Source organism: Nonomuraea sp. NPDC049758 (assembly GCF_040674635.1).
GTDB lineage: Bacteria > Actinomycetota > Actinomycetes > Streptosporangiales > Streptosporangiaceae > Nonomuraea.
Genome location: NZ_JBFAMZ010000003.1, coordinates 529,450 through 554,813, shown reverse-complemented (window position 1 = coordinate 554,813; position 25,364 = coordinate 529,450). Strand labels below are relative to the sequence as shown.

The 25,364-nt window shown below is 72.3% G+C and carries 24 protein-coding genes; 9 read left to right on the top strand and 15 right to left on the bottom strand.

Annotated elements, in window-relative coordinates; genetic code table 11:
- The first annotated feature begins 99 nt into the window (after positions 1–99).
- Entirely contained in the window at positions 100–1,503 is a 1,404-nt protein-coding gene (locus AB0J46_RS10700; protein ID WP_364329287.1) for an MFS transporter, read from the top strand.
- Here the strand turns inward: AB0J46_RS10700 and AB0J46_RS10695 are convergent.
- From AB0J46_RS10695 to AB0J46_RS10685, 3 genes are read right to left on the bottom strand one after another with little or no spacing between them, the layout of a single operon-like run.
- Entirely contained in the window at positions 1,451–1,903 is a 453-nt protein-coding gene (locus tag AB0J46_RS10695; RefSeq protein WP_364329284.1) for a pyridoxamine 5'-phosphate oxidase family protein, read from the bottom strand. The two genes, AB0J46_RS10700 and AB0J46_RS10695, sit on opposite strands and share 53 nt — an antisense overlap.
- A 53-nt stretch (positions 1,904–1,956) precedes the next feature.
- Positions 1,957–2,355, bottom strand: coding sequence for an ester cyclase (locus AB0J46_RS10690; protein ID WP_364329281.1), 399 nt, complete (start codon positions 2,353–2,355; stop codon positions 1,957–1,959).
- A 29-nt stretch (positions 2,356–2,384) separates the two neighbouring features.
- Complete coding sequence (locus tag AB0J46_RS10685) at positions 2,385–2,849, bottom strand: hypothetical protein (protein WP_364329278.1); 465 nt, start codon at positions 2,847–2,849, stop codon at positions 2,385–2,387.
- A 117-nt stretch (positions 2,850–2,966) separates the two neighbouring features.
- Here AB0J46_RS10685 and AB0J46_RS10680 point away from each other — a divergent pair, with 117 nt between their 5' ends.
- Together AB0J46_RS10680 and AB0J46_RS10675 are read left to right on the top strand one after the other, a co-directional pair.
- On the top strand, positions 2,967–4,172 hold the full coding sequence (locus tag AB0J46_RS10680) for an amidohydrolase (RefSeq protein WP_364329275.1): 1,206 nt from the start codon (positions 2,967–2,969) through the stop codon (positions 4,170–4,172).
- Positions 4,173–4,247: 75 nt separating this feature from the next.
- The gene (locus tag AB0J46_RS10675) at positions 4,248–5,333 is read left to right on the top strand and encodes a PrsW family intramembrane metalloprotease (RefSeq protein WP_364329272.1); all 1,086 of its coding nucleotides are present in this window, start codon (positions 4,248–4,250) and stop codon (positions 5,331–5,333) included.
- A gap of 24 nt (positions 5,334–5,357) precedes the next feature.
- On the opposite strand, the gene AB0J46_RS10670 is transcribed toward AB0J46_RS10675, so the two are convergent.
- Positions 5,358–6,701 carry an MFS transporter gene (locus AB0J46_RS10670; protein ID WP_364329269.1) on the bottom strand — a complete coding sequence of 448 codons (1,344 nt, stop codon included), beginning with the start codon at positions 6,699–6,701 and terminating at the stop codon, positions 5,358–5,360.
- 46 nt (positions 6,702–6,747) lie between these two features.
- On the opposite strand from AB0J46_RS10670, the gene AB0J46_RS10665 reads away from it, so the two are divergent.
- Complete coding sequence (locus tag AB0J46_RS10665) at positions 6,748–7,266, top strand: helix-turn-helix domain-containing protein (protein WP_364329266.1); 519 nt, start codon at positions 6,748–6,750, stop codon at positions 7,264–7,266.
- 34 nt (positions 7,267–7,300) lie between these two features.
- Positions 7,301–7,921 carry a pyridoxamine 5'-phosphate oxidase family protein gene (locus tag AB0J46_RS10660; protein ID WP_364329263.1) on the top strand — a complete coding sequence of 207 codons (621 nt, stop codon included), beginning with the start codon at positions 7,301–7,303 and terminating at the stop codon, positions 7,919–7,921.
- 65 nt (positions 7,922–7,986) lie between these two features.
- On the opposite strand, the gene AB0J46_RS10655 is transcribed toward AB0J46_RS10660, so the two are convergent.
- From AB0J46_RS10655 to AB0J46_RS10645, 3 genes are all read right to left on the bottom strand, one after another.
- Complete coding sequence (locus AB0J46_RS10655; RefSeq protein WP_352357779.1) at positions 7,987–8,160, bottom strand: hypothetical protein; 174 nt, start codon at positions 8,158–8,160, stop codon at positions 7,987–7,989.
- Positions 8,161–8,470: 310 nt separating this feature from the next.
- Positions 8,471–8,917 (bottom strand): carboxymuconolactone decarboxylase family protein, encoded by a 447-nt coding sequence (locus tag AB0J46_RS10650; protein ID WP_364329259.1) that lies wholly within the window; start codon positions 8,915–8,917, stop codon positions 8,471–8,473.
- A 91-nt stretch (positions 8,918–9,008) separates the two neighbouring features.
- Positions 9,009–9,458 carry a hypothetical protein gene (locus AB0J46_RS10645; RefSeq protein WP_364329256.1) on the bottom strand — a complete coding sequence of 150 codons (450 nt, stop codon included), beginning with the start codon at positions 9,456–9,458 and terminating at the stop codon, positions 9,009–9,011.
- Positions 9,459–9,537: 79 nt separating this feature from the next.
- On the opposite strand from AB0J46_RS10645, the gene AB0J46_RS10640 reads away from it, so the two are divergent.
- Together AB0J46_RS10640 and AB0J46_RS10635 are read left to right on the top strand one after the other, a co-directional pair.
- Positions 9,538–10,644, top strand: coding sequence for an MFS transporter (locus AB0J46_RS10640; RefSeq protein ID WP_364329253.1), 1,107 nt, complete (start codon positions 9,538–9,540; stop codon positions 10,642–10,644).
- 79 nt (positions 10,645–10,723) lie between these two features.
- A complete protein-coding gene (locus tag AB0J46_RS10635) occupies positions 10,724–10,975 on the top strand; it encodes a hypothetical protein (protein ID WP_352326656.1) in 252 nt (83 codons plus the stop codon).
- 10 nt (positions 10,976–10,985) lie between these two features.
- Here AB0J46_RS10635 and AB0J46_RS10630 read toward each other — a convergent pair whose 3' ends face one another.
- The gene (locus tag AB0J46_RS10630; RefSeq protein ID WP_364329250.1) at positions 10,986–12,083 is read right to left on the bottom strand and encodes a winged helix DNA-binding domain-containing protein; all 1,098 of its coding nucleotides are present in this window, start codon (positions 12,081–12,083) and stop codon (positions 10,986–10,988) included.
- A gap of 71 nt (positions 12,084–12,154) precedes the next feature.
- Between AB0J46_RS10630 and AB0J46_RS10625 the strand changes: the two genes are divergently transcribed.
- The gene (locus AB0J46_RS10625) at positions 12,155–12,787 is read left to right on the top strand and encodes a LysE family translocator (RefSeq protein WP_364329247.1); all 633 of its coding nucleotides are present in this window, start codon (positions 12,155–12,157) and stop codon (positions 12,785–12,787) included.
- 7 nt (positions 12,788–12,794) lie between these two features.
- On the opposite strand, the gene AB0J46_RS10620 is transcribed toward AB0J46_RS10625, so the two are convergent.
- The 7 genes from AB0J46_RS10620 to AB0J46_RS10590 all read right to left on the bottom strand — a co-directional run bounded on the left by AB0J46_RS10620 (position 12,795) and on the right by AB0J46_RS10590 (position 23,557).
- The gene (locus AB0J46_RS10620; protein WP_364329244.1) at positions 12,795–14,489 is read right to left on the bottom strand and encodes an ABC transporter family substrate-binding protein; all 1,695 of its coding nucleotides are present in this window, start codon (positions 14,487–14,489) and stop codon (positions 12,795–12,797) included.
- Between the two features lie 19 nt (positions 14,490–14,508).
- A complete protein-coding gene (locus tag AB0J46_RS10615; RefSeq protein WP_364329241.1) occupies positions 14,509–16,539 on the bottom strand; it encodes an ABC transporter ATP-binding protein in 2,031 nt (676 codons plus the stop codon).
- Complete coding sequence (locus AB0J46_RS10610; protein WP_364329238.1) at positions 16,536–17,435, bottom strand: ABC transporter permease; 900 nt, start codon at positions 17,433–17,435, stop codon at positions 16,536–16,538. Before AB0J46_RS10610 ends, AB0J46_RS10615 begins: the two co-directional genes overlap by 4 nt.
- On the bottom strand, positions 17,435–18,418 hold the full coding sequence (locus AB0J46_RS10605) for an ABC transporter permease (protein WP_364329235.1): 984 nt from the start codon (positions 18,416–18,418) through the stop codon (positions 17,435–17,437). The genes AB0J46_RS10610 and AB0J46_RS10605 overlap by 1 nt, the downstream gene beginning before the upstream one ends.
- Before the next feature lie 83 nt (positions 18,419–18,501).
- Positions 18,502–20,850, bottom strand: coding sequence for an AAA family ATPase (locus AB0J46_RS10600; protein WP_364329232.1), 2,349 nt, complete (start codon positions 20,848–20,850; stop codon positions 18,502–18,504).
- A 64-nt stretch (positions 20,851–20,914) separates the two neighbouring features.
- A complete protein-coding gene (locus AB0J46_RS10595) occupies positions 20,915–21,811 on the bottom strand; it encodes a haloalkane dehalogenase (RefSeq protein ID WP_364329229.1) in 897 nt (298 codons plus the stop codon).
- Between the two features lie 15 nt (positions 21,812–21,826).
- Positions 21,827–23,557 (bottom strand): hypothetical protein, encoded by a 1,731-nt coding sequence (locus AB0J46_RS10590; protein WP_364329226.1) that lies wholly within the window; start codon positions 23,555–23,557, stop codon positions 21,827–21,829.
- Positions 23,558–23,812: 255 nt separating this feature from the next.
- On the opposite strand from AB0J46_RS10590, the gene AB0J46_RS10585 reads away from it, so the two are divergent.
- Positions 23,813–25,342 (top strand): MFS transporter, encoded by a 1,530-nt coding sequence (locus AB0J46_RS10585; protein ID WP_358284233.1) that lies wholly within the window; start codon positions 23,813–23,815, stop codon positions 25,340–25,342.
- Positions 25,343–25,364 lie beyond the last annotated feature (22 nt).

The window sequence follows — 25,364 nt, the reverse complement described above, 5'->3', positions numbered from 1 at the left end:
GTCAAGGACCTTTCTTTAAAGAAAGTTTCCTAACAATTACGCGGATCGTAAGCCCCTCCCACTCAACTTGCAAGAGCCTGTCTGATCTAGCCTGACAAGATGCGAGGGGTGCTGCCGGTCCTGCTGTCGGCGTGGTTCATGGCCCAGTTCGACTTCTTCGTGGTCAACGTGGCCGCGCCGGCCATCGAGCACGACCTGAGCGCCGGTCCGGCCGCCCTTGAGCTGATCGTGGCCGGGTACGCCTTCACGTACGCGGCCGGCATGATCACCGGCGGCCGGCTCGGCGACCGCCACGGCTACCGGCGGCTGTTCGTCCTCGGCGTGGCCGGGTTCACCGTCGCCTCGGTGTTGTGCGGCCTCGCGCCCGGCGCCGCCTGGCTGGTCGCCGCCCGGCTGCTCCAGGGCCTGGCCGGCGCCGTCATGGTGCCCCAGGTGCTGGCCATGATCTCGGCCGTCTACCCGCCGGAGCGCCGCGGCCGCGCCCTCGGCTGGTACGGCGCCGCCGGCGGCCTCGGCTCCATCGCCGGCCAGGTGCTCGGCGGCCTGCTGCTCACCGCCGACGTGTTCGGCCTCGGCTGGCGGGTGATCTTCCTGATCAACCTGCCGGTCGGTCTGGTCGTCGTGCCGCTGGCCCGGTGGCTGCTGCCCGAGGCCGACCCGCACAAGCCCGTCGCGTTCGACCTGCCGGGCGCGGCGGGGCTGGCCGCCGGGCTGGCGCTGCTGCTGGTGCCGCTCGGCCTCGGCAACAGCCTGGGCTGGCCCGCCTGGACGTGGGCCGCCATGGCGGCGAGCGCGCCGGTGTTCGCGCTGACCTGGTGGTGGCAGCGGACGCTGGCCGCCCGGGGCGGGCAGCCGGTGCTCGACCTCGGCCTGCTCAAGGTCCATTCCTACCTGGCGGGCGTCGGGGCGATCGTCGCGTTCATGGCGTACTTCGCCTCGTTCATGTTCACGCTGACGCTGCTGCTGCAGAGCGGGCTCGGGCTCACCGCGTTCCAGGCGGGCCTGGCCTTCGCGCCGATGGGCGTGCTGTTCACCGTGACCTCGCTGCTCGGCACCCGCCTGGTCGGCCGGTACGGGCTGGTCGTCGTCATGATCGGCGGCCTGGTCACCGCCCTGGGGCTGGCGCTGCTGGTGGCCGGGGCCGGGCGCGGGCTGCCGTACGTCATGGCCGCGCTCATGCTCGTGGGCTCGGGCAACGGCCTGGTCCTGCCGCGGCTCATCGGCGCGGCGCTGGTGGAGGTCGCGCCGCACCAGGCCGGCATCGGGTCGGGCGTGCTCAGCACGGCGCAGCAGTTCGCCGGCGCGGGCGGCGTGGCGGTGATCGGGGCGGTCTACTTCGCGGTCGCCGAGGGCGGCCACCACGCGCGGGCCATGCGCTGGTCGGCGGCCATCGACCTGGCGCTGATCCTGCTGGTGGTGGCGATGGTGGCCTACAACCGGCGGCGCGCGATCAGGACGGCGTCGGCAGCAGGGCCCCGTAGAGCCGTCTCGCCTGGATCCTGACCACCAGCCGGCGGTCGGCGACCATCCGGTGCAGGAACGCCAGCTCGCCCGCGGCGTCACCGAAGGACGGCTGCATGGCCAGCAGTTCCAGGCCCACCTCGTCACCCGGCCGGTCGCTCACGGGGGACAGCTCGGCCTCGCCCTCGGCGACGGCGTAGCAGCCGAAGTCGTCGCTGGCGACGTAGAGCGCGCAGCGGGGGTCCTGGTGCAGGCGGCGCACCGTCAGCCGGTCGGCGACGGTCGAGATCCGCACCACCCGCCGCGGCGGGTCCCAGGTGTAGACCACCGTGGACAACTGCGGACGGCCGCCGCCGCCGTGGGTGGCGAGCGCGCCGAAGCGCTGGCCGGCGAGCAGCGCCGACAGGTCCTCCTCGGGCAGCTCCAGCGGCTGTGCGCCCATCGCCCCCATTGCCTCCTGTGACATCCTTCGACCCCCGTCGTGATGCGAATATGTCAGCCTATCCCGAGTTGCCGGGAGAACGACTGGACGTCGGAGATCACCCAGTATTCGGAGAATCGTCCGTCCGTGGCACGCAGGAGGTCGTGCCCGGAGAAGGAGACGGGGGTGCCCGGCGGGGCGCTCGCGCCGGGCAGGCCGCCCCGGTAGGCGCCGGTGAACGTCCACCGGGCGGCGATCAGGTCGCCGTCGACGGCCGGGCCCACGTCGAGCGTGACCCGGACGTCGTCGAACGGTTCGTGGCCCTGCCGGATCGCCTCGATCAGCCCGTCGGGGCCGTGCACGTCCGCGCCGGGCCAGTGGCCGACGAACTCGGGGGTCACCAGGTCGTGCGCTAGGGGGAAGTCGCCGTTCCACAGTTCGAGCAGCCAGCGCTCGTACAGTTCGGTCAGCATGGCGGCACGACTACCCGCGCGGGAGGCTCCTAGCCGCAGTTGCCCCAGCTGGTACGGCCGCCGCCGGCGATGGACCCGTCGGTCCCCTGGATCGTGCCCCAGAACTTCACGCAGGCGCTCTTGGCCCAGTACTTGACCGGCCCGGCGTACTGCCCGAACTTGCCGGCGTCCATGCGCACGATCGGGTCCTGCTTCTCGTCCTTGCGCGGCTTGGGCATGACGGTGAGCCTGGCGCTCATCTGCGTCTTCGAGCCGATGAAGCTGGACTTGATGGTGACCACGCAGTTCTGGCCGGTGCCGCGGTTGTACAGGAGGTAGACGGTGCCGTAGCGCTTGCCGCCCTGGGTCTTGACGGGCTTCGCGCCGCCGGAGACGAGCCCGAAGCCCGATCCGCAGACGCCCTGCGGGGTGCTCGCGGCCGTGGCGTTCGCCGGGGTCGCGAGAACGCCGCTGAGACCGATCGCCGCCGTCAGAAGGATTGCCTTTGCGGGCATGCGCACCAGTACGTCCCTTTCGATTGGCCTTGACTGAAGATCTCGACAAGCATGCCCGAAATCTGGTTATCGGTCCAGGCTTTACGGGGGAAAGCATGGCAACGGTAAGTTGCCGCTATGACTCTCGCCATCATCAACGGATATGTCATGCCGGTTGACGGAGATCCCATCGAGGGCGGCACCGTCCTGGTCGGCGACGGGAAGATCGTCGCCGTGGGGCGGGACGTGACCATCCCCGACTCCGCCACCGTCGTGGACGCGGGCGGCGGCTGGGTGCTGCCCGGTTTCGTCGAGGCGCACGGCCATCTCGGCGTGTACGAGGAGGCCGAGGGCTGGGCGGGCAACGACACCAACGAGATGACCGACCCCAACGGGGCCCGGCTGCGCGCCCTCGACGCCATCAACCCGGCCGACCAGGGCTTCGCCGACGCGCTGTCCGGCGGCGTCACCACGGTCGTGATCAAGCCGGGCTCCGGCAACCCGATCGGCGGCCAGACGGTCGCGGTCAAGTGCTGGGGCAGGTCGGTCGACGAGATGCTGGTCAGGGAGCCGGTGAGCGTCAAGAGCGCGCTGGGGGAGAACCCCAAGCGCGTCTACGGCGACCAGAAGAAGCTGCCCTCCACCCGGCAGGGCGTGGCCGCGGTGATCCGCGACGCCCTCATGAAGGCGCAGGACTACAAGGCGAGGAAGGCCGCGGCCGAGCGCGAGGACAAGCCGTTCGACCGCGACGGCACGCTGGAGATCCTGGTCCGCGTGCTCGACGGCGAGCTGCCGTGGTGCCAGCACGCGCACCGCGCCGACGACATCGCCACCGCGCTGCGCCTGGCCGACGAGTTCGGCCACCGGCTGATCCTCAACCACGGCACCGAGGGCCACCTGCTGGCCGACACGCTGGCCGAGCGGAACGTGCCGGTCATCATCGGCCCGCTGTTCACCAGCCGGTCGAAGGTCGAGCTGCGGCAGCGCGCCCTGCGCAACCCGGGCATCCTCGCGCGGGCCGGGGTCGAGCTGGCGATCACCACCGATCATCCGGTGGTGCCCATCCACTTCCTCGTCCACCAGGCCACCCTCGCCGTCAAGGAAGGGCTCGACCGGGACACCGCGCTGCGCTCGATCACCGTCAACCCGGCCCGCATCATGGGCCTCGACGACCGGGTGGGCTCGCTGCGTCCCGGCCTCGACGGCGACGTGGTGATCTGGTCGGGCGACCCGCTCGACGTGATGAGCCGGGCGCTGAGGGTGTTCATCGCCGGGCGTGAGGTGTACTCCTACGTGGACGGGGAATCCGTCGTGGCCGATCCCTATTACCGCGAGTCACGGTGATGTAGGCGACTGTCAAGTGCGCGACGGCCGGGAACGCTCATAGTAGGTGCACTGAGTCGGAGAAAGGCGCCCCCCATGACAGCTCCGCATCCCGCCAGGAGACCCAGCAAGGCGCTCCTGATCGGACTGGTCGTCTCAGGCGTCCTCGCGCTGATCGTCCTCGGTCTCATGCTGCACAAGGGCGGGCCGGTCGGGTTCGGCCTGTCGGCGGTGCTCGGGCTCGCGCCGCTGCCGGTGCTGCTGGCCGCGGTGCTCTCGCTCGACCGGCTGGAGCCGGAGCCGAAGCTGCACCTGGCCTTCGCCTTCGCGTGGGGCGCGGGCCTGGCGATCGTGCTCGGCGTCGGGCTGACGCTGGCCGGACAGGCGCTGTTCCTGCGGGCCGGGTACGGCGCCCAGCTCGTCAACGACGTCGGCACCGTGTTCCTGGCCCCGGTGATCGAGGAGGCGCTGAAGGGGTCGGCGCTGCTGCTGCTCCTGCGCAGGAAGCAGGAGATCGACGGCCTGACCGACGGCATCGTCTACGCCTCCATGGCGGGGCTCGGCTTCGCCGCCGTGGAGAACATCGGCTACTACCTGATCGCGTTCGGCCAGGACGGCACCGGCGCCGCGGTCCGGCTGTTCGTGCTCAGAGGGCTGATCGACCCGCTCGGCCACCCCATCTACACCTCGATGATCGGGCTCGGCGTCGCCTACGCGCTCACCCGCCGCACGCCCGCCAGGTTCGCCGCGATCCCGCTCGGCTACCTGGGCGCGGTCGTCCTGCACGGGCTGTGGAACGGCGCCGCCTCCACCCAGTCGCTGGCCTGGCTGGGCACGGCGTACCTGGTGATCATGGTGGCGCTGGTCCTGCTCATCGTGGTCACCGTCGTCGAACGCCGCCAGCTCGTCTCGAAGATGGGCGTCTACCTGCCCGGCTACGGCCAGACCGGCCTGGTCACGGCGGCGGACCTGAAGATGCTCAGCACGCTCAAGGCCCGCAAGGCGGCCCGCAGGTGGGCCAGGGGCGCCGGGCTCGGCCGCGCGATGAGCGACTACCAGCAGGCGGCGACCGAGCTGACCGTGCTGCACCTGCGGGCCGAACGGCAGGGCATGGACCCGGCCAGGTTCGCCATGGAACGCGACGCCCTGCTCACCTCGATGGCCCACGCCCGCCGCTGGTAGCCGGGACCGGGCTCAGGGGCGGGCTCAGGGGCGGGTGAGCACGGCGGCCAGGGCCGTCAGCGCCGCCAGCACGATGCAGGCCGCCACCGCGACCGTCGCCCCCCGGTCCACGCCGAACGCGCCGACGACCGCGGCCACGCCGGCCGCGCCCAGGGAGGAGCCGACGTAGCGGGCGGTGTTGTTGGCGCCCGACCCCATGCTGACCCGGTGGGCCGGTACGCTCTCGATCGCCAGGTGGGTGATCGAGGAGTTGATCAGTCCGGATCCGGCGCCGCTCACCACCAGCCCGGCGATGACCAGCGGCAGGTCCAGCGAGCCGCCCACGCCCAGCAGGCCGGCGAACCCGAGCGCGGTCAGGCCGAGGCCGAGGGCCAGCCGGGCGGCGGTGCGCAGGCGTACCAGCCGGGACGCCAGCGACACCGCGAACGACGTGCCCGACCAGAGGCAGAACAGCAGGCCGGTCTGCAGCGGCGTCAGCGCGTGCGCGGTCTGGAGCACGGTCGGCAGGTAGCTGAGCAGGCCCACCACCGCCGCCCCGACGACCAGCGCGCCGCCGGTGGCGACCAGGAACACCGGCCGTCCGAACAGCTCCAGGTCGAGCAGCGGCTCCGGACGCCGGCGCTCCACCGACACGAACGCCGCCACCAGCACCGCCGCCAGCGCGAACGCCCCGATCACCACCGGGTGCCCCCACCCGGCACGCCCTTCGGTGACCCCCGCGACCAGCGCTCCCACGCCCAGGCTGAGCAGCACCACGCCGGGCACGTCGAACCGGCGCGGCGCGGGGGAGCGCGACTCGTCCAGCAGCCGCGCCGAGGTCACCGCCAGGGCGAGCGCGGCGGCCGACAACACCCAGTAGACCGCCCGCCAGCTCACCGCCGTGGCCAGCACGCCGGAGGCCAGCGGGCCGAGCGCGGTGCCCAGCCCGATCATGGCGCCGTACAGCCCGGTGGCCCGCACCCGCGCGGCGCCCGAGGGGAAGGCGTGGCCGACGATGCCCAGGCTGGCGGCCAGCATCGCCGCACTCGCCCCGCCCTGCGCCAGCCTGGCCAGCACGAACACCGGCACCGACGTGCTCAGCGCGGCCGCCACCCCGGCGGCGGCCAGCACGGCCGACCCCCACACCAGCACCCGCCTGCGCCCGTGGTCGTCGGCCAGCCCGCCGGAGACCAGCAGCAGCGCCGACAGCCCGAGCGAGATGCCGCCCAGCATCCACACCGGCCCCGTCGGCCCGGCGCCCAGGGACGCGGCCGTCTGCGGCAACGTCACCATCGGCACCGTGTAGTTCGTCAGCACGAGCAGGGGCGCCGAGGACGCCACGGCCAGTGTGCCCGGCCGGACCCGGGTCAGTTCGGTCACTGAACTCATGCGGCGCAACGTATCACGGTTCGGTGAATGAACTAACATGGGTCCCATGGCGCTCGGCAAGAACTACGAAGGCCAGGACTGCTCGCTGGCCAGGGCCCTGGAAGTGATCGGCGAACGGTGGACGCTGCTGGTCGTCCGCGACGCCATGTACGGCGTACGCCGCTACGGCGACTTCCTCGCCCACCTCGACATCCCGAGAGCGGTCCTGTCCCAGCGGCTCGGGGCGCTGGTCGAGGCCGGCGTGCTGGCCAGGAGCCGCTACCAGGACAACCCGCCCCGCGACGAGTACGTCCTGACCGCCACGGGCCGCGAGTTGTGGGTCCCCATGCTGGCCCTGTCCCAGTGGGGCGAGCGCAACCTCGGCGGGGACGGCCCGCGCCGCCTGTTCCACCACGCCACCTGCGGCGGCCGACTCGACCCCGTGTCCCGGTGCCCGTCGTGCGGCACGGCCGTCGGGCTGGAGGACATCGAGGTGCGTCCCGGCCCCGGCCTGACGGACAGCCGGGATGATCCGGTCAGTGTGCTGCTCAGGGCACCCCGCAGGATGCTTGCTCCGATCTCCTGACAAAATCGGGCGGTACCCCTCGAAAGGAGATCAGATGAGCTGGGCGGAGATCGGGTCCGAGGAGGAGTTGCGGGAACTGCTGGGCGAGGTGATGCCGAGGGCCGTGACCAAGGAGCGGGTCCGGCTGCATGCGCGTGATCGCGACTGGCTGGCGGCCTCCCCGTTCTGCCTGATCGCCACGTCCGACGCCGAGGGCAACTGCGACGTCTCGCCCAAGGGCGACCCGGCCGGGTTCGTCCACGTCATCGACGACACCACGATCGCCATTCCCGACCGGCCGGGCAACCGCCGGGCCGACGGGTTCCTCAACGTGCTGAAGAACCCGCACGTGGGCCTGATCTTCCTGATCCCCGGCCGCAACGAGACCCTGCGCGTGAACGGCCGCGCCCGGCTCGTGCGCGAGGCGCCGTTCTTCGACGAGATGGTCGTCAAGGGTCACCGGCCGCGGCTGGCCCTGGTGGTGGAGATCGAGCAGATCTTCTTCCACTGCGCCAAGGCGTTCCTGCGCTCGCAGCTCTGGGCGCCCGGCTCCTGGAACCCGTCCGTCCTGCCCTCGCACGCCACTCTGATCAAGGAGGTGCAGGTGGTCGAGGAGACGCTGGAGCAGCTGGAGTCGTACTACGGCGAGGGCTACGCCAAGAAACTCTACGGCTGAGACCGGACGGCCGGCGGGGGGAGCCGGTCGTGTCGGACCTCAGCGGTGCGGTGAATCCGTGCGGTTCAGGCGGCCGGCGTCGGTCCGCCGGGGAAGCGGATCACGTTCCGGCCGCTGTAGGCCCGCAGGTCGACCACCTTGGGGTCGGTGGCCTCGGTCCTTCGGCGGCGGACCGCCGCCCGGATGTCGCGGATCTTGTGCCTGGCGATGTGCGGCGGCACCACCGCAAGCCTCTTCATGTGAGCCCCCCGTGATGTTTCTGTTACCTCTGTTATCTACCGATACAGCCGTAAGTTCGCTGTAAAGGGTAGCTAATAGGGCAACTTTCGCCCTGACGGGGTGCGCAGATCGGGTTCGGCCGACGGATGCGGACGCCTGATGGCCGTCGATTTCGGGACTCTGACACGTTTCACGGTCTTCCCCCTTCCGGGCCGCCGCCGGCTGACGGCGGCTCGGCGGGTGCCGCCACCCGCCTTGCGCGCCAACCTAACCGGGGCTCCCGGGACCGCTCAACGCATTTCTACGGCCTCGCGTGCGGGTGCGCCCGCGTCACGTCCCCGGAACCAGGCGGGCGGTCACGCCGATCCGGTTCCAGGCGTTGATCATCGCGATGGAGACGACGAGGGCGGCGAGCTGCTTGTCGTCATAGTGCTCGGCCGCCTGCTGCCACACCTCGTCCGGCACGGCCTCGCCGCGGTCGGCCAGGCGGGTCGCCTCCTCGGTCAGCGCCAGCGCCGCCCGCTCGGCCGGGGTGAAGACCGTGGCCTCCCGCCAGGCGGCGACCGACCACAGCCGCTCGTCGCTCTCCCCGGCCTTCTTCATGTCCCTGCTGTGCATGTGCACGCAGTAGCCGCAGCCGTTGATCTGGCTGGCCCGCAGCTTGACCAGCTCGATCGTGGCCGCGGGCAGGTCGCTGCCGTGCATGTACGCCTCCACCGCCAGGAACCCCCGGTACGCCTCAGGGGCGAGCTTGGCGATGTCGATGCGCTGGGTCATGGTGATCCTCCCTGTGTCGTCACTTCATGACACAGGACGAGACGGCCCGGCGCGGTGTGACAGCTCCGGGCGGGGAGGACCGGATTCGTGCTCAGCCCCGGCAGTTGCCCCACGAAGCGCGGCCGCCCCACGCCTCGACACGGTTGTCCGGGGTGCGCGTCCAGCCCGCGTACTTCACGCACTTCCAGCTACCGTCGATGTGGCCGGTCTCGGCGTAGAAGCGGTAACGCTGCACGTCCTCGCTGCGGCCGCCGCCGCGGACCTCGATGGAGGCGCCGGTGACCGTAGGGGTGCCGCGGAAGGCGGTCTTGATCGCCGCCACGCAGTTCTTTCCGGCGCGCTTGTCGTACATGAGGTAGACGTGACCGAGCACCTTCCCGTCGCGCGTCTTCATCGCGCGGTGGCCGTCCTGCACCCGGTGGTAGCCCGCGCCGCAGACGCGCTCGGGCGTCTCGGGGGCGGTGGCCGCGGAGGCGGCGGAGGGGGTGGCGGCGAGACCGGCGGCGACCAGTCCGGCCGCGATGACCGTTCGCGTCAGCACGATATTCCCTTCGGCGGGGGATATTAAGGACGTCGTCGATCTTTACCGAGACTTGACCGCAATTCAAGGGGGTTGGTGAATGCCGCTCATCGCGGTGTCCGCCGTCTGGGCGGTGTTCTGGGGGTCCTGGGCGGCTCTGCTGCCTGCCGTGAAGCAGGAGCTCGGCGTCTCGGCGGCGCAGCTCGGCACGGCGCTGGGCGCGGTGCCCGTCGGGGCCCTGCCCGCGATGGCGCTGACCGGCCGGCTGGCCCGCGGGCGCGAGCGCCACGCCCTCATGGCGACGACCGTCTTGTTCGGGCTGGCCGTGGCGGGCCTGGCCGCGGTCACCGCGTACTGGCCGCTCGTGGCCGGGCTGCTGCTGCTCGGCGCGGCCAGCGGGGCGCTGGACGTGGCGCTCAACCTGACCACGGGACGCGTCGAGCGCGAGAGCGGCCGGCGGCTCTTCCAGGCGGTGCACGCGGCCTTCCCGCTCACGGTCATCGTGGCCGCCCCGCTCACCGGCCTGGCCCGATCGCTCGGCCTGGACGTCCGGACCGTGCTGCTGGTGATCGCGGTGCTGGTGGCGGCGACGTCCCTGTCGCTGCCCGCCCTGCCCGTGGGCGGCGGCCGGGCCGCCCCCTCCGGCGACCACCACGCGGGGCGCCGGATGTGGGGCGTCGCGTTGCTGCTCGGGACGCTGGCCGGATGCGTGCTGGTGATCGAGAACGCCGTCGAGCAGTGGTCGGTGCTCCTGCTGGAGGAGCACCGGGCCGCCACGCCCCTCATGGCGAGCCTGGCCCCCTCGGTCTACATGGCCGCGCTCACGGCCGGCCGGATCGCCGCGCAGACCCTGCCTCCGGTGCCCCTGCGCGCGCTGTACCTGGTCGCCGGGGTGGGCGGCGCGGCCGGGATCGGCCTGGCCGGCCTCGGTGACGGCGTGCCGCTGTCGATGGCGGGCTTCGCCCTGACCGGGCTGGCGCTCGGGCCCCTGGTGCCCGCGCTGCTCAGCCGCTCGGCCGCCGACGACCCGACCGGGACGCTGGTGTGGGGCGTCTCGATGGTCTCCTACGCCGGGTTCGTCGTCAGCCCGCTGCTGGTGGCGGGGCTGACCGGACCGTTCGGGCTGCCCGTCGCGCTCGCCGCGCTCGGCCTCCTGGGGCTGCCGTTGCTCGTACGTTTCGTCATCATCGAGGGTGACTCGGCCTGAATATGGCGTTTCGTTGGGGAAAGCGCACCACGGTTCGGGGTATTGCCCCAGGTGATTCGGACGTGAAGAGGGGATCACCATGGCCGTCTGCGACAACTGCGGCAACGACTACGACATGGCCTTCGAGGTGCACGCGCAGGGAGCCGTGCACACCTTCGACTGCTTCCAGTGCGCGATCGAGGCCATGGCGCCGATCTGCGAGCACTGCGGCACCAAGGTCATCGGGCACGGCGTCCAGTCGGGCGAGCACTGGTACTGCTGCGCCCACTGCGCCCGCGAGGAGGGCAACAAGGGCATCGTCGATCGGGTGATGGCGAGCTCGTCCGCCTGACCGGACGGCGTCAGGCCGGGCCCAGCAGCGACCGCATGCGGCTCAGGGCGCGGTCGAGCGCGTCCTGAGGCACCGGCGCGGCCAGGTCGAGGGCGATGACGCCGTTCTTCGCCTCCCACACGCCGGCCACCCGGCCCTCGTGCACCACGACGGGCGAGATCCAGCCCGCCTGGCGGCTGACCTTGGGCTTGAGCGGCGGCGGGACGAGCGGGGCGAGCGTCCGCGGCGCCCCCAGGATGAACTGGTCGAAGCCCGGCAGCAGGTGGACCTCCTGCGAGGGCCGGGTGGCGGCCAGCTCGTCGGCGTGCTCGGCCAGCGCGTACAGGGTCGTGCCGTCGTCGGCCCTGACCTCCACCAGCTCCGGGGCCAGCCCCTTGACCCACGCCTTGAGCACAGCCTTCCTGGCCACGCCGCCGAACAGCCAGGCGTCGAACATCTCCGGCGTGGCCGGCCCGTGGGCCCCCAGGAACGCCCGCAGCACCCGCACGCCCGCCTCCTCCTGGCCGGGCAGCTCCCCCGGCCAGCCCGGCACCCACGACCGCGGCGCGGTGAAGGTCACCTTGCCCTCGCGGGGCGGCCCGTAGCACAGCTCGCCCAGACGGCTCAGCGGCTTGAGCAGCGCCCCCCAGCCGGACGTCAGAGCCTCGCGGAGATGGGCGTCGCCGGTCAGCGCCACGATCGCGTCGACCAGCTCCTCGCGGGTCAGCGGCGCTCCCTTCAGCGCCTCGGGGACGGCCTCGATGACGGCCTCGATCTCGGCGGCGGTCACGCCGTGCCCGCGCTGCCAGGAGCCCTTCTCCCAGAAGCGCAGCGTGCTCAGCGCCGCGCACAGGCCGGCCAGCTCGTCGGCGGGCACGAGGTGGAGGGTGCCGCGCATGAGCCAGGTCTTGACCAGGGCCCGGTCGCTCCACAGGGCCCGGTCGATCTCACCGGGGTCGGGCCGGGCGCTCCTGACCGCCACCGCGAGCTGGGCCGAGGAGGCGACCTGCGCCTGCACCCCGCACAGCCGGCGGGCCACCGACACCGCGTCCGGCCCGTCGGCCGCCGCCACGAACTGCCTGCGCAGCCGCCAGGAGAGGATCTGCGGCCAGGTGAGCTCCATCGTCATGCGTCACTTGTACCGCCTCCCACCGACATCCCGCACATTGGGCGAAAAAGGGGGACATGAGAGGATCAAGTGTGCCTCTCGACGGTCATCTTCTCGCGCTGTTCGCGGTCACCACCATCGTGGCGATGATCACGCCCGGCCCCGACATGCTGTTCGTCCTGGGCTGCGGGATGCGGGGCGGCCCCAGGGCCGGGCTGCTGGCCACGGCCGGGGTGGCGACCAGCGAGGCGATCCACGTCGCCGTGGCCGCCGCGGGGCTGGCCGCGCTCTTCGCGGCCGTGCCGGTCGCCTTCACCGTCGTACGGATCGGCGGCGCCGCGTACCTGATCTACCTGGGCGTGCGGATGTTGCGGGACCGCAAGGGCGGGGTGAGCGACATGCCCGAGCCGGGCACCGGGATGTCCGGCCGCCGGGCCTACCTGAGCGGCCTGCTGACGAACCTGCTCAACCCCAAGATGGTCACCTTCACCGTCGCCTTCCTCCCGCAGTTCGTCGATCCGGGGCTGGGGCGGATGTGGCTGCAGTTCGCCGTGCTCGGCGCCGTCCTGATCGCCTTCGAGTTCGTCGTGGACGGCGCGGTGGGCGTGCTGGCCGGGCGCATCGGCGGATGGCTGCGCCGCAGCGCCGTCGCCCGCCGCCGGGTGAACACGGCGACGGGCGGCATCTTCGTCGGGCTCGGCGTGAAGCTCGCCGTGGAGCGTTGAACGCCGGTCAGCCGGTGAAGCCGATGTCCTCGTAGCGCAGGTCGTAGAAGCCGCGCGCGCCGACGTTGGCCAGCGTCTGCTTGGCCGCCACGTTCTGCGGACGCTGGTAGAGCGGCAGGACGTTGACCAGCTTCCAGATCAGCCCGTCGGCCTCGTTCGTCTGGGTGCGGGCGCCGGCCGGGTCGAGGTTCTGGGCCGCCCTGTCCATGGCCTGGTCGATCTCCGGCGAGCCGGTACGGCCGAAGTTGGCGTTCCACGTCTTGCCGTTCGCCGAGTTCGCGTAGATCCCGTAGCTGCTCGAAATCGGGTAAGGCGTCCCGATGTAGGCGAAGGGCGTGATGTCGAAGTTGCCGGGGATGACGTACTTGGTGAAGAAGTCGTCGCTCGGCACCGCCTTGATGGTGAGCTTCACCCCGATCTGGGCAAGCATGTTCTGGGCCAGCTCACCCTCGGACTTGCTGAGCTGCACCCCGGACGGCACCACGAACCGCAGGTCGAGCGGCTGCCCGTTCTTCTGCCTGACGGCCCCGTTCAGCTTCCAGCCGGCCGCGTCGAGCAGCTGCTTGGCGCGTTCGGGGTTGTAGACGCCGAGATTTCCGGCGTTGTCCAGGTAGCCCTCCTGGGTGTTCATGAAGAAGTGGTTGTTCAGCAGCGCGATCGGCCAGTCGAGCCCCTGCAGGTCGGACTGCGCGATGGCCTGCCGGTTGATGCCGAGCTGGATGGCCTGGCGCACGTTCACGTCTTTGAGCGGCTCGCTCGACCCGTTGAAGGTGAAGTGCCGGAAGTCGGGCCCGGCGGCCTGGCGCACCTGGGCGCCCTGCGTGGCCCTGGCCCGCGCGTAGTCGGGCGCCGACGGCCCGACGTCGATGAGGTCGAGCTCCCCGTTGCTGAACGCGCCGATCAGTGAGTCCTGCTCCGAGGCCCGGTAGATGATCTGGTCGAGCTTGGCCCGGTTGCCCCACCAGGCGTCGTCGCGGACGATCGTGATCGTCTTGGCCGTCTGGTCGAAGCCCTTGAACTTGAACGGCCCGGCGGTCACCGGGATCTTGTTCAGCCACGCGGTGTTGAAGGCCTGCGGCGTCCGGTTCGTGGCGGCCGGCAGCAGCGGCCCGAACAGCGACTGCCAGTCGCCGAACGGCTTGGCGAAGGTGACCTTCACCTCGTGGTCGTCCTTGCCCCGCTCGACCTTCTCGATGTCCTGGTAGCCGGTGGCCGAGACGATGTGGAACTCGGGGTTGCGGCCGTTGAGCGCCTGCCACTGGGCCTGGTAGTCGGCCCAGGTGATCGGCTGCCCGTCCGACCACTTGGCCTTGGGGTTGAGCGTGTAGGTGACCACCTGCTTCGGGCTCTGGTCGGTGACCTTGGCGTCGAGCACGTAGTCGGGATCGACGGTGATCTCCGCCTTCTCGTCGGAGACGAACGGCGAGGGCAGCAACGCGTTGCTGATCACGGCCGCCACCGCCAGGTTGCCGTCGACGTGGTTCCGGTTCCACTGGCTGGGGAACTCGTTGATGCCCCAGCGCAGCGTGCCGCCGTCCTTGACCTTGTCACGCGGCTGCGGGTTGATGTCGAAGGCCTTGATGGTCTTGTGCGCGCCTTCCGTGCCGCTCGCCGAGCCGCCCCCCGAGCCGCCGCCGCCGCAGCTCACCAGCGACAGCGAGCCGGTCACGGCGACGGCCACGACAAGACGTGAAGCTTTCATCGAGCGCATTCCTCCTGATCTAGACGACGTCGAGCCTCTCGGCGTAATGGCAGGCCGCGCCCTGGTCGTCGCCCACCGGCAGCACCTCGGGCTCGACGTCCACGCAGAGCGCGCGCTCGTCGTGGGTGAGCACCGAGCGGAACTTCGGGCAGCGGGTGCGGAAGCGGCAGCCGGTCGGAGGGTGGGCCGGGCTGGGCAGGTCGCCTTCGAGCAGGATGCGCTCGCGTACGCGCTCACGCGCCGGGTCGGGCAGCGGGATCGCCGACAGCAGAGCCTGCGTGTACGGATGCGCCGGAGCCTCGTAGACCGCGTCGACCTGCCCGATCTCGGCGATCCTGCCCAAATACATGACCGCCACCCGGTCGGCGATGTACCGCACCACCGCCAGGTCGTGCGCGACGAACAGGTACGACAGCCCGAGCCTGGACCGCAGCGAGCCGAGCAGGTTGATGATCCCCGCCTGGATCGACACGTCGAGCGCGGAGACCGGCTCGTCCAGCACCAGCAGCCTGGGCTCCAGCGCCAGCGCCCTGGCGATGCCGATGCGCTGGCGCTGGCCGCCGGAGAAGTCCTGGGGGTAGCGGGCGGCGTGCGCCTGGTCGAGGCCCACCAGGGCGAGCAGCTCGCCCACCCGCCGGCCCGGCCGGCGCTCGCCGTGGGTGCGCAGCGGCTCGGCCAGGATGTCGTAGACCGTCATGCGCGGGTCGAGCGAGGCCATCGGGTCCTGGAAGACGACCTGCATGTCCCGCCGGATCGCGGTGCGCCCGGCGCCGTCCAGCCGGGCGGTGTCGCGGCCGAGCACGACCACGCGCCCCTCCTGCGGCGGGACCAGCTCCAGGATCTGGGTGAGCGTGGTGGTCTTGCCGCTGCCCGACTCGCCGACCAGGCCCAGCGTCTCGCCGCGGCGGATGTCGAAGCTGACGCCCGCCACCGCGTGCACCGTGCCGACCCTGCGCTTGAACAGCGCCCCCTTGAGCAGCGGGTAGTCCTTGACCAGGCCGTCGACCTCCAGCACCGGCTGCTCGGCGCGGACCGCGGGGGCCACGGGCTCGCCCGCCGCGTGACGGCCGGGGCCCTGGGGTCGGACGATCTCCCAGCGGATGCACGCCGCCCGATGGCCCGTCGCCACCTCGAACAGCGGCGGCTCGGCCGCGTCGCACTCGTGGATCTTCAGCGGGCAGCGCGGCGCGAACGGGCAGCCCGGCGGCAGCGCGGCGGGGGAGGGCGGGTTCCCGGCGATCGGCAGCAGCGGCTGACGGCCACCGCGGTCGACCCGCGGGATCGAGGCCAGCAACCCCGCCGTGTACGGCATGCGCATCCGGTAGTAGATGTCGTCGACGTCGCCCACCTCGACCGGGCGCCCGGCGTACATGACCAGGACCCGGTCGGCGAAGCCGGCCACCACGCCGAGGTCGTGCGTGATCATGATGATCGCCGCGCCGGTCTTCCGCTGGGCCTTCTTCAGCACCTCCAGCACCTGCGCCTGGATGGTCACGTCGAGCGCGGTGGTGGGCTCGTCGCAGATGATCACGTCGGGGTCGTTGGCGATGGCCATCGCGATCATCACGCGCTGCCGCATGCCGCCGGAGAACTCGTGCGGGAAGGCGAGCGCGCGCTCGCTCGGCGACGGGATGCCGACCAGCTCCAGCAGCTCGACGGCCTTGACCGCGGCGTTCTCCTTGCTCACCCGCTGGTGGATGCGGACGGCCTCGGCGATCTGGTCGCCCACCCGGTAGACGGGCGTGAGCGCCGACAGCGGGTCCTGGAACACCATCGACACGGTCTTGCCGCGGAAGCGGGTCAGCTCCCGCTCGGAGGCGCCGATCAGCTCCTTGCCGTGCAGCCGCACCGACCCGGTGACCCGGGCGCTCGGCGGCAGCAGGCCCATGACCGCGGCCGAGGTGACCGACTTGCCGGACCCGGACTCGCCCACGATGCCCAGCACCTCGCCCGGGCTCACCGAGTAGGTGACCCCGCGCACCGCGCGCACGTCGCCGAAGGACACGTGCAGGTCGCTGACCTCCAGGACGGGGTTCGCCGCCGGCCTCATCGCCGCGCCGCCGGGTCGAAGGCGTCGCGCAGCGCGTCGCCCATGAGGTTGACCGCCAGCACGGTGACCACCAGCAGCCCGGCCACGAACCAGAACGTCCAGGGCGCGTAGACCGCCGTGCGCGAGCCGTCGGCGATCAGCGTGCCGAAGGACACGTCGGGCGGCTGGATGCCGAACCCGAAGTACGACAGCGAGGTCTCGGTCAGGATGGCCGCGCTGACGTTGAGCGTGGCGTCGACGATGAGCAGCGAGGACAGGTTGGGGATCACGTGCCGGAAGATGATCCGCACCGGCGGCACCCCCATGAATCGGGCGGCCTGGATGTACTCGCGCTCCTTCAGCGAGATCGTCATCCCCCGGACGATCTTCGAGGTCACCATCCACAGGAACAGCGCCAGCATGACCACGAACAGCACCCACTGCCCGGCCCCGAACAGCGGCGACATGATCGCCAGGATGAGGAACGCGGGCAGCACGAGCAGCAGGTCGGTCACCCAGCTCAGCGCCCGGTCGGTCCAGCCCAGGAAATAGCCGGAGAAGGCGCCTACCACGGCCGCCACCGCCGTGGACACCAGCGCCGCCAGCAGGCCCACGATCAGCGACTTCTGCATGCCGCGCAGGGTCACCGCGTAGACGTCGGCGCCCGTCTGGAGCGTTCCGAACCAGTGCTGCGGCGAGGGCGGCTGCAGGAACGCCGTGAAGTCCTTGTCGGTGTAGGACCACGGGCTGAACAGCGGCCCGGCGAACGCCAGCAGGAACATCAGCGCCAGCACCGCGAACCCGATCAGCCCCTGCGGCGAGCGGAAGAACCGCCCGGCCACCACCCGCAGCCGCGACGGCGCCCGGCCCAGGTCGCCGGTCAGCTCCTCCGCCAGCTCCTCGTCGGAGAGCGTCATCACGCCCGCACCCTGGGGTCGAGCGCGGCGTGCAGCAGGTCGGAGGCGAGCGCGGCGCACAACACGGCCACGGCGGCCAGGAAGGAGATCGCCGCCACGGTGTTGACGTCGTTGGTGAAGATCGAGTTGATCAGCTGCTCGCCCAGCCCGTGCCAGCCGAAGATCTTCTCGGTGAAGGTGGCCCCGGTCAGCAGGGTGCCGAACGTGAAGGCGAAGTAGGTGGCCACCGGGATCAGCGCGGTGCGCAGGGCGTGGCGGGTCAGCGCCCGGCCCCTGCTCAGCCCCTTGGCCCTGGCCGTACGGACGAAGTCGGCGCCGAGCACGTCGAGCATCATGTTGCGCTGGTAACGGCTGAAGACCGCGACCAGGCCGACGGACAGCGAGATCGTCGGCAGGATCAGGTGTTGCACCCGGTCGAGCACGTAGCCCCAGAACCCGGTCTGCAGGCCGGCGCTGTACTCGCCGCTGACCAGCAGCACCTGGCGGCCGAAGAGGTTGTCGTTGGCCCAGGCGCCGGCCAGGATCAGCATGTTGGCCAGCACCACGACCGGCACCGCGAGCACGACGAACGACAGGCCCGCGGAGAGCCGGTCGAACCAGCCGTACTGCCGCACCGCCGCGTAAGCGCCCACCAGCACCCCCAGCAGGCTCCCGAACAGCAGCCCCAGGATGACCAGCCGGAACGTGACCCCCATCCGCCGCCGAAGGTCCTCGTTCACGGGCGAGCCGGTGACGGTCTTGCCGAAGTCGCCGTGCAGCACGCCCGAGGCCCAGGTGGCGTAGCGCTGCAGCAGCGGGGTCTTGTCGTTGAGGTTGAGCGCGGTGAGCTGGGCGTCGACGACGGCGGGCGGCGGTTTCGGGGTGCGGTCGGCGTAGTTGGAACGCGGGTCGAGCGCCCCGGCGGCCAGCAGGTACGCCAGGCTCGCGGCCACGCCGACCAGCACCACGTAGTTGAGCAGCCTGCGGGCCAGGAACCCCGCCATCGTCCCCCTCCCGGACGCGCACGATAGGTAGTCATACTGCTACACGCAGCAGCATCGTGGCGCGGGGAAATGCCAAAGAGGGGTTAACGTCCGGAAAGTTCGTCCACGGCGGTGCGCACGTCGTCGCTGGTGATCGTCGTGAGGTCGGCGGCGCTGGCCGACCCGCCGCCCGACGCGTGGGCGGCCAGGCGCACGTCGCGGCGCATCGCGGCCCGTTCGAACAACGAGCGGGCGAAGCGGCCGTTGCCCAGGCCGTCGATCAGCCGTTCCTCGCACACCCAGGCGAACACCTCGTCGAGGTCGCGCAGGGCCTGCTCGTCGAAGGTGTCGCCGGCCTTGCCGGCCAGCAGCACCGCGATCTGCGACAGCTCGCGCGGCGAGTAGCTGGGGAAGGCCACGCGCTGGTTGAACCGGCTGGCCAGACCCGGGTTGGTGGCCAGGAAGGAGTCCATCTCGCGCGAGTAGCCGGCCAGCACGATGACCAGCCGGTCGCGGTCGTCCTCGGCCCGTTTGAGCAGGGTCTGGACGGCCTCGGAGCCGAAGGCGTCGCCGCCCGCGTAGCCGGGGTTGACCAGGCTGTAGGCCTCGTCGATGAACAGCACGCCGCCGAGCGCCCGGTCGACCAGCTCGTTGGTCTTGATCGCGGTCGCGCCGAGGTGCTGGCCGACCAGGTCGGCCCGGTGGGCCTCGACGACGTCGGGCCTGGCCAGCAGGCCGAGCGCGGCGAAGACGCGGCCGAGCACCCGCGCGACGGTGGTCTTGCCGGTGCCGGGCGGCCCGGCGAAGACGAAGTGGCGCATCTGCGGCGGCGTGGGCAGCCCGCGCTCCTGCCGCATGCGGGCCACCTGGAGCTGGGCGGCGATGGCGTGCACCTGCCGCTTGACCGGGTCCAGGCCGGCCATCGCGTCGAGGTCGGCCAGCGCCTCCTCCAGCGTGGGCGTGGCCACGTAGCCGCGGAAGCGGGCGGTCAGCTCCTCGAACGCCTTGGTCACGTCGGGCGTGGTGGTGGTCACCAGGTCGTGGGTGGTCGGGGTGCCGCCGGCGCCCACCACGCGCACGTCTCTGGCCTGCGCGGCGGCCTCGACCAGGCTGCGCACGAAGCGGGCGTTGCCCAGCTCGTCGACCAGGCCGCGCCGCTGGACGTCTTCGTAGAGGCCGAGCAGGGCGCGCCTGGCGTCGGGGGCCATCGTGTCGCCCCTGCGCCGCTGGAGCACCTCGGTGATCTCGGCCAGCTCGGGGGCGGAGTAGCTGGGGAAGCGCACCCGGGTGGCGAACCTGCTGGCCAGGCCCGGGTTGCTGGACAGGAAGCCGGCCATCTCCTGCTCGTAGCCGGCCAGGATGATGATCAGGCGCTCGCGGTCGTCCTCGGCCCGTTTGAGCAGGGTCTGGACGGCCTCGGCGCCGAACCTGTCGGGCTGGCCGTCGGAGGAGTTGACCAGGCTGTAGGCCTCGTCGACGAACAGCACGCCGCCGAGCGCCCGGTCGACCAGCTCGTTGGTCTTGATCGCGGTCGCGCCGAGGAACTCGCCCACCAGGTCGGCCCGCTGCGCCTCGACCACGTAGGGGGTCTCCAGCAGGCCGAACGCGTAGAAGATCTTGGCCAGCGCGCGCGCCACGCTGGTCTTGCCGGTGCCCGGCGGGCCGACGAAGACGAAGTGCCTGGTCGGGCGTTCGGCGGTGTAGCCGGCCTCGGCCCGCAGCCGGGTGGCCTCGATGGAGGCGGCGATCGAGCGGACCTGCTCCTTGACCGGCGCCAGCCCGATCATGCCCTCCAGCTCGGCCAGCGCCTCCTCGACGGAGATCTGCGGCGGCGCGCCCGCCTTGTCGGCCTGCGGCTCGGGCCGGCCCTCGCGGGCGCGCACGCGCACCTGCTGCTCCTCGGCGGACAGCTCGGCCTTGGCCCGGCGCGCCTGGAGGAACCGGTGGACCAGCACGACGACGGCCGCCAGGCAGGCGCCCCACAGCGCGACGGCGGCCGACAGGAAGGAGAGCCCGAAGGCCAGCACCCCGGCCGGCACGAGGGCGGCCAGCGTGGTCACCCACGGCGTGACCCAGCGGATGAGGTGGGCGGCGGCGGCCACGGGCAGGGCCAGCGCGACCATCGCGTGCAGCGCCATGGAGCCCGGGGGGAAGCGCCAGGAGAACAATGGCAGCGCCAGCACCACCCAGCCGGCCACGACCAGCGCGGTCGCGGCGGCCCGCGGGAAGCGCATGGTCAGCGCCACGAAGGCGAGCGCCAGCAGGACGAGGGGGAACGTCTGCAGCAGATCCCAGCCGAGCGCCGCCCCCACGCCCATGACGACGATGAGCAGGACGGCGTAGAGCACCCGGCGCACGGCGGGGGGAATCTGGAAATAACGCAGTCTCACCTGCTCGAACAGATCCCGCGCCGCGGCCCGCCCCGCGGCCTGGGCCCTGTCGGACTCACGCATCACGCCTCCCCGGTCCGCCCCCGGTTATACCGCACCCGACCGACGATTGGGCGGGCCTGACACGCTAGGTGGAGGTCACGAAAAGGGCGATCCGTCGTCCGAGTTCGGTGCCGGCGTCCTCCTGGAGGAAGTGGCCGGCGCCGGCGATCACCGGATGGGACAGCCCGGCCGTGCCCGCGACGGCCTTGAGCATGATGGGCGCCATGCCGCCGGTGATGGGGTCGCCGTCGGAGAAGGCCACCAGGAACGGGCGGTCGAGCGTGGTGAGGATCTGCCAGGCAGCGCGGTTGGCGGGCGCGGCGGGGTCGTCGGGCGTGATCGGCACGAGCCCGGGCAGGGCACGCGGGCCCGCTTTGTACGACTCGTCCGGGAACGGCGCGTCGTAGGCCGCCCGCACCTCGTCGCTGAGGCGCGTCCGGCAGCCCGCCTGGACCAGCCGGGCGATGTCCAGCGTGGGGGCACTGGCCACGGTGTCCCTGAAGCGGTGCCAGACGTCGGGCATGGGAATGTCACCCGAGGGCAACCCCGTGTTGGCGGCCACGATCCTGGCCACGCGCTCGGGGTGCTCGGCGGCGATCCGCAGCCCGATCAGGCCGCCCCAGTCCTGGCCGACGACGGTGACGCGGTCCAGGGCGAGCGCGTCGAACAGCAGCGCGCGGGTCCACTCGACGTGCCGGGCGTAGGTGTGGTCGGCCGGGTCCACGGGTTTGTCCGAGCGGCCGAAGCCGATCAGGTCGGGGGCGATCGCGCGCAGCCCGGCCGCGGCCAGCTCGCGCATGACGTGGCGGTAGAGGAAGGACCAGCTCGGCTCGCCGTGCAGCAGGACGACCGGCTCGCCGTCCTCGGGGCCGGCCTCGACGTAGGCCATGCGCGGGCCGTCCGGCAGGTCGGCGTGGCGGGGCTCGTAGGGGAAGTCGGGCAGGTTCGCGAAACGCTCTTCGGGGGTGCGCAGGGTCCGCATAGAACAAAACTCTATTCACCGTCGCTGGTGCCTGCCGGGGAACTCGCCGACGAGCACCTGCTTGGGGGTGACGCGCAGCACGTCCGGACCGGCCAGGGCGATGCCGCGCACCTCCACCCAGAACCGCCGCTGCAACGGGTCGGCCGCGAACACCGCTACGCGCGGGTCGGCCGCCACGCCCTCCCACGCCTCGGGCCCGGCGATCAGCCGCAGCTCGCCGGAGGAGGTGACGGACCCGGCCGCGCCCACGACCCGGGGGCCCGCGGGGTCGCCGTAGGCCAGGACGAGGCTCCTGGCGTAGGAGAACGCCTGGCGCGCCTCCGAGGTCAGGACCACCGAGGGCGCGCCGCCCATGGGCAGGTCGCACATGACGAGCGAGGCCCGCCAGGGCCCCGGCGCGCCGCGCCACCACGCGCGCAGGGCGCGGGCCGCGAACACCGTCATCGCCGCGCCGAGCGCGCCCACCCCCGCCCGCCAGCCCCAGGCCGACCCCAGCGCGCCGCCGGCGGCGCAGCCGAGGGCGGCGAGCGCCACCAGACCGCCCGCGGCCAGCAGCCAGCCGTCGCCCCCGCGGCGGGCCCGCAGCCAGGCCCGCACCATCGGGAACGGCACCGCCACCGCCGCCACCGCGGCCCGCGGCTCGACCGCCAGCGCCCCGCCGACCAGCGGCACCAGCACCGACCAGGTCCTGATGAGCACGATCCACAACGTCACGCCGGCGTTCCTGGCCGCCGTGCGCTCGCCCGTGACGCGGGCCAGCTCGGCCAGCGCGGGCATCGGCCGCCCCCGCCACGACTCCGCCAGCACCCGGACGACCGTCAGCGCCGGCCACATCAGCACCACGATCCCGGCCAGCCCCGCCCAGACCGGATCCCGCCAGGACGGCGCCGCATGCGCCGCGCCCAGCAGCAGCCACCCCGCGAACGCCGGCACCGACAACCCGGCCGACACCACGGCCGCGCCCAGCCAGGGATCGCGCCCGGCCATGGCCGGCACGTACGCCCAGACCCCCACCCGCCGCGCCTGCCGGACCGTCAGCGGCACCAGCGCGGCCAGCGCGGCGAACCCGCACCACCGGGCCCACCCCGCGGAGTCGAGGGCCGGCGCGACCGCCGTGACGGCGATCGTGGCCAGGGCGAGCAGCAGCCGGGCCTGGCGCGCCCACACCTCCAGCGCCCGCCTGGCCCGTCCCGTCTGGCGCGGGTCGATCGGCCAGGCGGGATCGTGGTGCGGGCGCGGACGGTCCCAGCGCAGCAGGCACAGGGCCAGGTTCACGCGGGCCTGCGGATGGGCCGGAGCCGTGGCGAGCGCGGCGCGGTAGGCCCACCCGGCCCGCGGATGGTCGCCGCGCAGCAATGCCAGGTCGCCGAGCAGGACCTCGGGGTCGGCCTCCTCGGGGGCGAACCGCGCGGCCAGCACGGCGTCGGCGACCGCCGCGGGCCAGCGGCCGGGGATCCGGCGGGAGATCGCGGCCAGGCGCAGGCGGGCCGACCAGGAGCCGGGCGCGAGATCCACCGCGCGTTCGGCCGGGGGGAGGGCGTCGGCGTCGCGGCCCTGGCGTTCGTGGGCCAGGCTGATGAGGCGGCAGGCCCATTCGTCGCCGGGGTCGAGGTCGGCCGCCCGGCGCGCGGCCTCCAGCGCCGATTCGGGACGGCCCGCGTTCAGCCTGGTCAGAGCCTCGGTGCACCACTCGCGTGAGGACTTATCGGAAATATCATCTTTACCGGCACTTCCAGCGTTCCCCACGGCTCCCATGATCGGGTGACGGATGGAGGTTGGGTAGATCCGGACATATGGCTGTATCTCACTAGAGAGGTTGGGGGCCTCGCGGATCGGCCCATACCGCTATGCCGGGCGCCTGGCATGGCCTAAGCTGCCACGCAAGCCGGAGTGGAGAGCCGCGGCAGGAGAGGGCGCGAGACCGCCCCCCGTGAGTTCCCCCGCTTTCGACCGTTCTGCACGTGCAGGCCCTGGTGACCGGATCGGCCTGCAAGGAGGCCCATGACCGTCACCCAGGCCGCACCCCTCGTACGGCGTGCCGATCGCCCGCGACGGGACAACCGCTGGGCCGTCCTCGTGCTGCTCTGCCTGAGCCTGCTGCTGATCACGGTCGACGCCACCGTCCTGCACATCGCGGTGCCCGCGCTCACGGCCGCGCTCGAACCGTCCTCCGTCGAGCTGCTGTGGATCATCGACAGCTACTCGCTCGTCGTCGCGCCGCTGCTCATCGTGTTCGGCACGCTCGGCGACCGCTACGGCCGCAAGCGGCTGGTCCTGGGCGGTTTCGTGCTGTTCGGCGTGGCCTCGGCGGGAGCGGCGTTCGCGCCCACGCCGCTGACCCTGATCCTGGCCAGGGCGCTGCTCGGCGTCGGCGGCGCCATGATCATGCCGGCCACGCTCTCGCTGATCCGCCAGGTGTTCACCGACCGGCGCGAGCGGGCCGTCGCGCTCGGCGTCTGGAGCGCGGTCGCCGCGGCCGGGGCGGCGGTGGGCCCGCTGATCGGCGGCGTGCTGGTCGGCCTCTGGTGGGGCGCGGTCTTCCTGATCAACGTGCCGATCCTGCTGGTGCTGCTGCCCCTGGCCGTCCGGCTGCTGCCGGAGTCGCCGCTGCGCAGGGAACGTCCTTGGGACGCGACGAGCGCCGTGTTGTCGGTGCTCGGCCTGCTCGCCCTGGCCTTCGGGCTGAAGGAGGCCGGGTCGGGGACCCTGCTGCCGTTCTGGGCCTCGGTGCTGGTCTTCCTCGGCGGCGCGGGGCTGCTGGTCGCGTTCGTCCGCCGCCAGTCGCGCCTGCCAGCGCCGCTGCTGGAGCTGGCCCTGTTCCGGCGGCGCGAGTTCACCACCGGCGTGGCCGGCGTGCTGCTGGGCGTGTTCGCGCTGGTCGGGCTCCAGCTCATGCTGGCCCAGTACCTGCAGCTCGTGCTGGGCGACAGCCCGGTGCGCGCGGCGGTCAGGATGTTGCCGCTGGTGCTGTCGGCCGTCACCGGCGGGCTCGCGGCGGCCCACATCCTGCCCAGAATCGGCATGCGGGCCACGATGAGCGGCGGGCTCGGGCTCGTCGCGCTGGCCCTGACGCCCACGCTGGGCTGGGGCGTCGAGGGGCATCCGGTGATGCTGGCGGTCTGCTTCGTGGGCATCGGGTTCGGCGTGCAGGTGGCGCTGCTGGCCGCCTCCGACACGATCATGTCCTCGGTGCCCGAGTCCCGGGCCGGCGGGGCCGCGGCCATCGAGGAGACCGCGTACGAGCTGGGCGCGGGCCTCGGCGTCGCCGTGCTCGGCACGATCACCACGCTCGCCTACGCGCCCGCCCTGCCGGCCGTGCCCGGCGTGTCGGCGGGCGGCATGGACCAGGCCAGGCAGTCGCTGGCCGGCGCCGCCCACGTCGCCCGCGAGATCGGCGGCAGCACCGGCGACGCGCTGCTCGACGCCGCCCGCTGGGCCTTCGTCAACGCCCTGCACACGACCGTGGTCGTCAGCGTCGTCCTGCTCGGCCTGACCGCCGTCGCGGTGGCCATGCTGCTCAGCCGTGATTGAGGTGTGCCGTGCCCCGGACCGG

Excerpts from the sequence above, each read along its gene's own strand:
- AB0J46_RS10700 (WP_364329287.1), top strand. The coding sequence starts at position 100 with ATGCGAGGGGTGCTGCCGGTCCTGCTGTCGGCGTGGTTCATGGCCCAG.
- AB0J46_RS10695 (WP_364329284.1), bottom strand. The coding sequence starts at position 1,903 with ATGGGCGCACAGCCGCTGGAGCTGCCCGAGGAGGACCTGTCGGCGCTG.
- AB0J46_RS10690 (WP_364329281.1), bottom strand. The coding sequence starts at position 2,355 with ATGCTGACCGAACTGTACGAGCGCTGGCTGCTCGAACTGTGGAACGGC.
- AB0J46_RS10685 (WP_364329278.1), bottom strand. The coding sequence starts at position 2,849 with ATGCCCGCAAAGGCAATCCTTCTGACGGCGGCGATCGGTCTCAGCGGC.
- AB0J46_RS10680 (WP_364329275.1), top strand. The coding sequence starts at position 2,967 with ATGACTCTCGCCATCATCAACGGATATGTCATGCCGGTTGACGGAGAT.
- AB0J46_RS10675 (WP_364329272.1), top strand. The coding sequence starts at position 4,248 with ATGACAGCTCCGCATCCCGCCAGGAGACCCAGCAAGGCGCTCCTGATC.
- AB0J46_RS10670 (WP_364329269.1), bottom strand. The coding sequence starts at position 6,701 with ATGAGTTCAGTGACCGAACTGACCCGGGTCCGGCCGGGCACACTGGCC.
- AB0J46_RS10665 (WP_364329266.1), top strand. The coding sequence starts at position 6,748 with ATGGCGCTCGGCAAGAACTACGAAGGCCAGGACTGCTCGCTGGCCAGG.
- AB0J46_RS10660 (WP_364329263.1), top strand. The coding sequence starts at position 7,301 with ATGAGCTGGGCGGAGATCGGGTCCGAGGAGGAGTTGCGGGAACTGCTG.
- AB0J46_RS10655 (WP_352357779.1), bottom strand. The coding sequence starts at position 8,160 with ATGAAGAGGCTTGCGGTGGTGCCGCCGCACATCGCCAGGCACAAGATC.
- AB0J46_RS10650 (WP_364329259.1), bottom strand. The coding sequence starts at position 8,917 with ATGACCCAGCGCATCGACATCGCCAAGCTCGCCCCTGAGGCGTACCGG.
- AB0J46_RS10640 (WP_364329253.1), top strand. The coding sequence starts at position 9,538 with ATGCCGCTCATCGCGGTGTCCGCCGTCTGGGCGGTGTTCTGGGGGTCC.
- AB0J46_RS10635 (WP_352326656.1), top strand. The coding sequence starts at position 10,724 with ATGGCCGTCTGCGACAACTGCGGCAACGACTACGACATGGCCTTCGAG.
- AB0J46_RS10630 (WP_364329250.1), bottom strand. The coding sequence starts at position 12,083 with ATGACGATGGAGCTCACCTGGCCGCAGATCCTCTCCTGGCGGCTGCGC.
- AB0J46_RS10620 (WP_364329244.1), bottom strand. The coding sequence starts at position 14,489 with ATGAAAGCTTCACGTCTTGTCGTGGCCGTCGCCGTGACCGGCTCGCTG.
- AB0J46_RS10615 (WP_364329241.1), bottom strand. The coding sequence starts at position 16,539 with ATGAGGCCGGCGGCGAACCCCGTCCTGGAGGTCAGCGACCTGCACGTG.
- AB0J46_RS10610 (WP_364329238.1), bottom strand. The coding sequence starts at position 17,435 with ATGACGCTCTCCGACGAGGAGCTGGCGGAGGAGCTGACCGGCGACCTG.
- AB0J46_RS10605 (WP_364329235.1), bottom strand. The coding sequence starts at position 18,418 with ATGGCGGGGTTCCTGGCCCGCAGGCTGCTCAACTACGTGGTGCTGGTC.
- AB0J46_RS10600 (WP_364329232.1), bottom strand. The coding sequence starts at position 20,850 with ATGCGTGAGTCCGACAGGGCCCAGGCCGCGGGGCGGGCCGCGGCGCGG.
- AB0J46_RS10595 (WP_364329229.1), bottom strand. The coding sequence starts at position 21,811 with ATGCGGACCCTGCGCACCCCCGAAGAGCGTTTCGCGAACCTGCCCGAC.
- AB0J46_RS10585 (WP_358284233.1), top strand. The coding sequence starts at position 23,813 with ATGACCGTCACCCAGGCCGCACCCCTCGTACGGCGTGCCGATCGCCCG.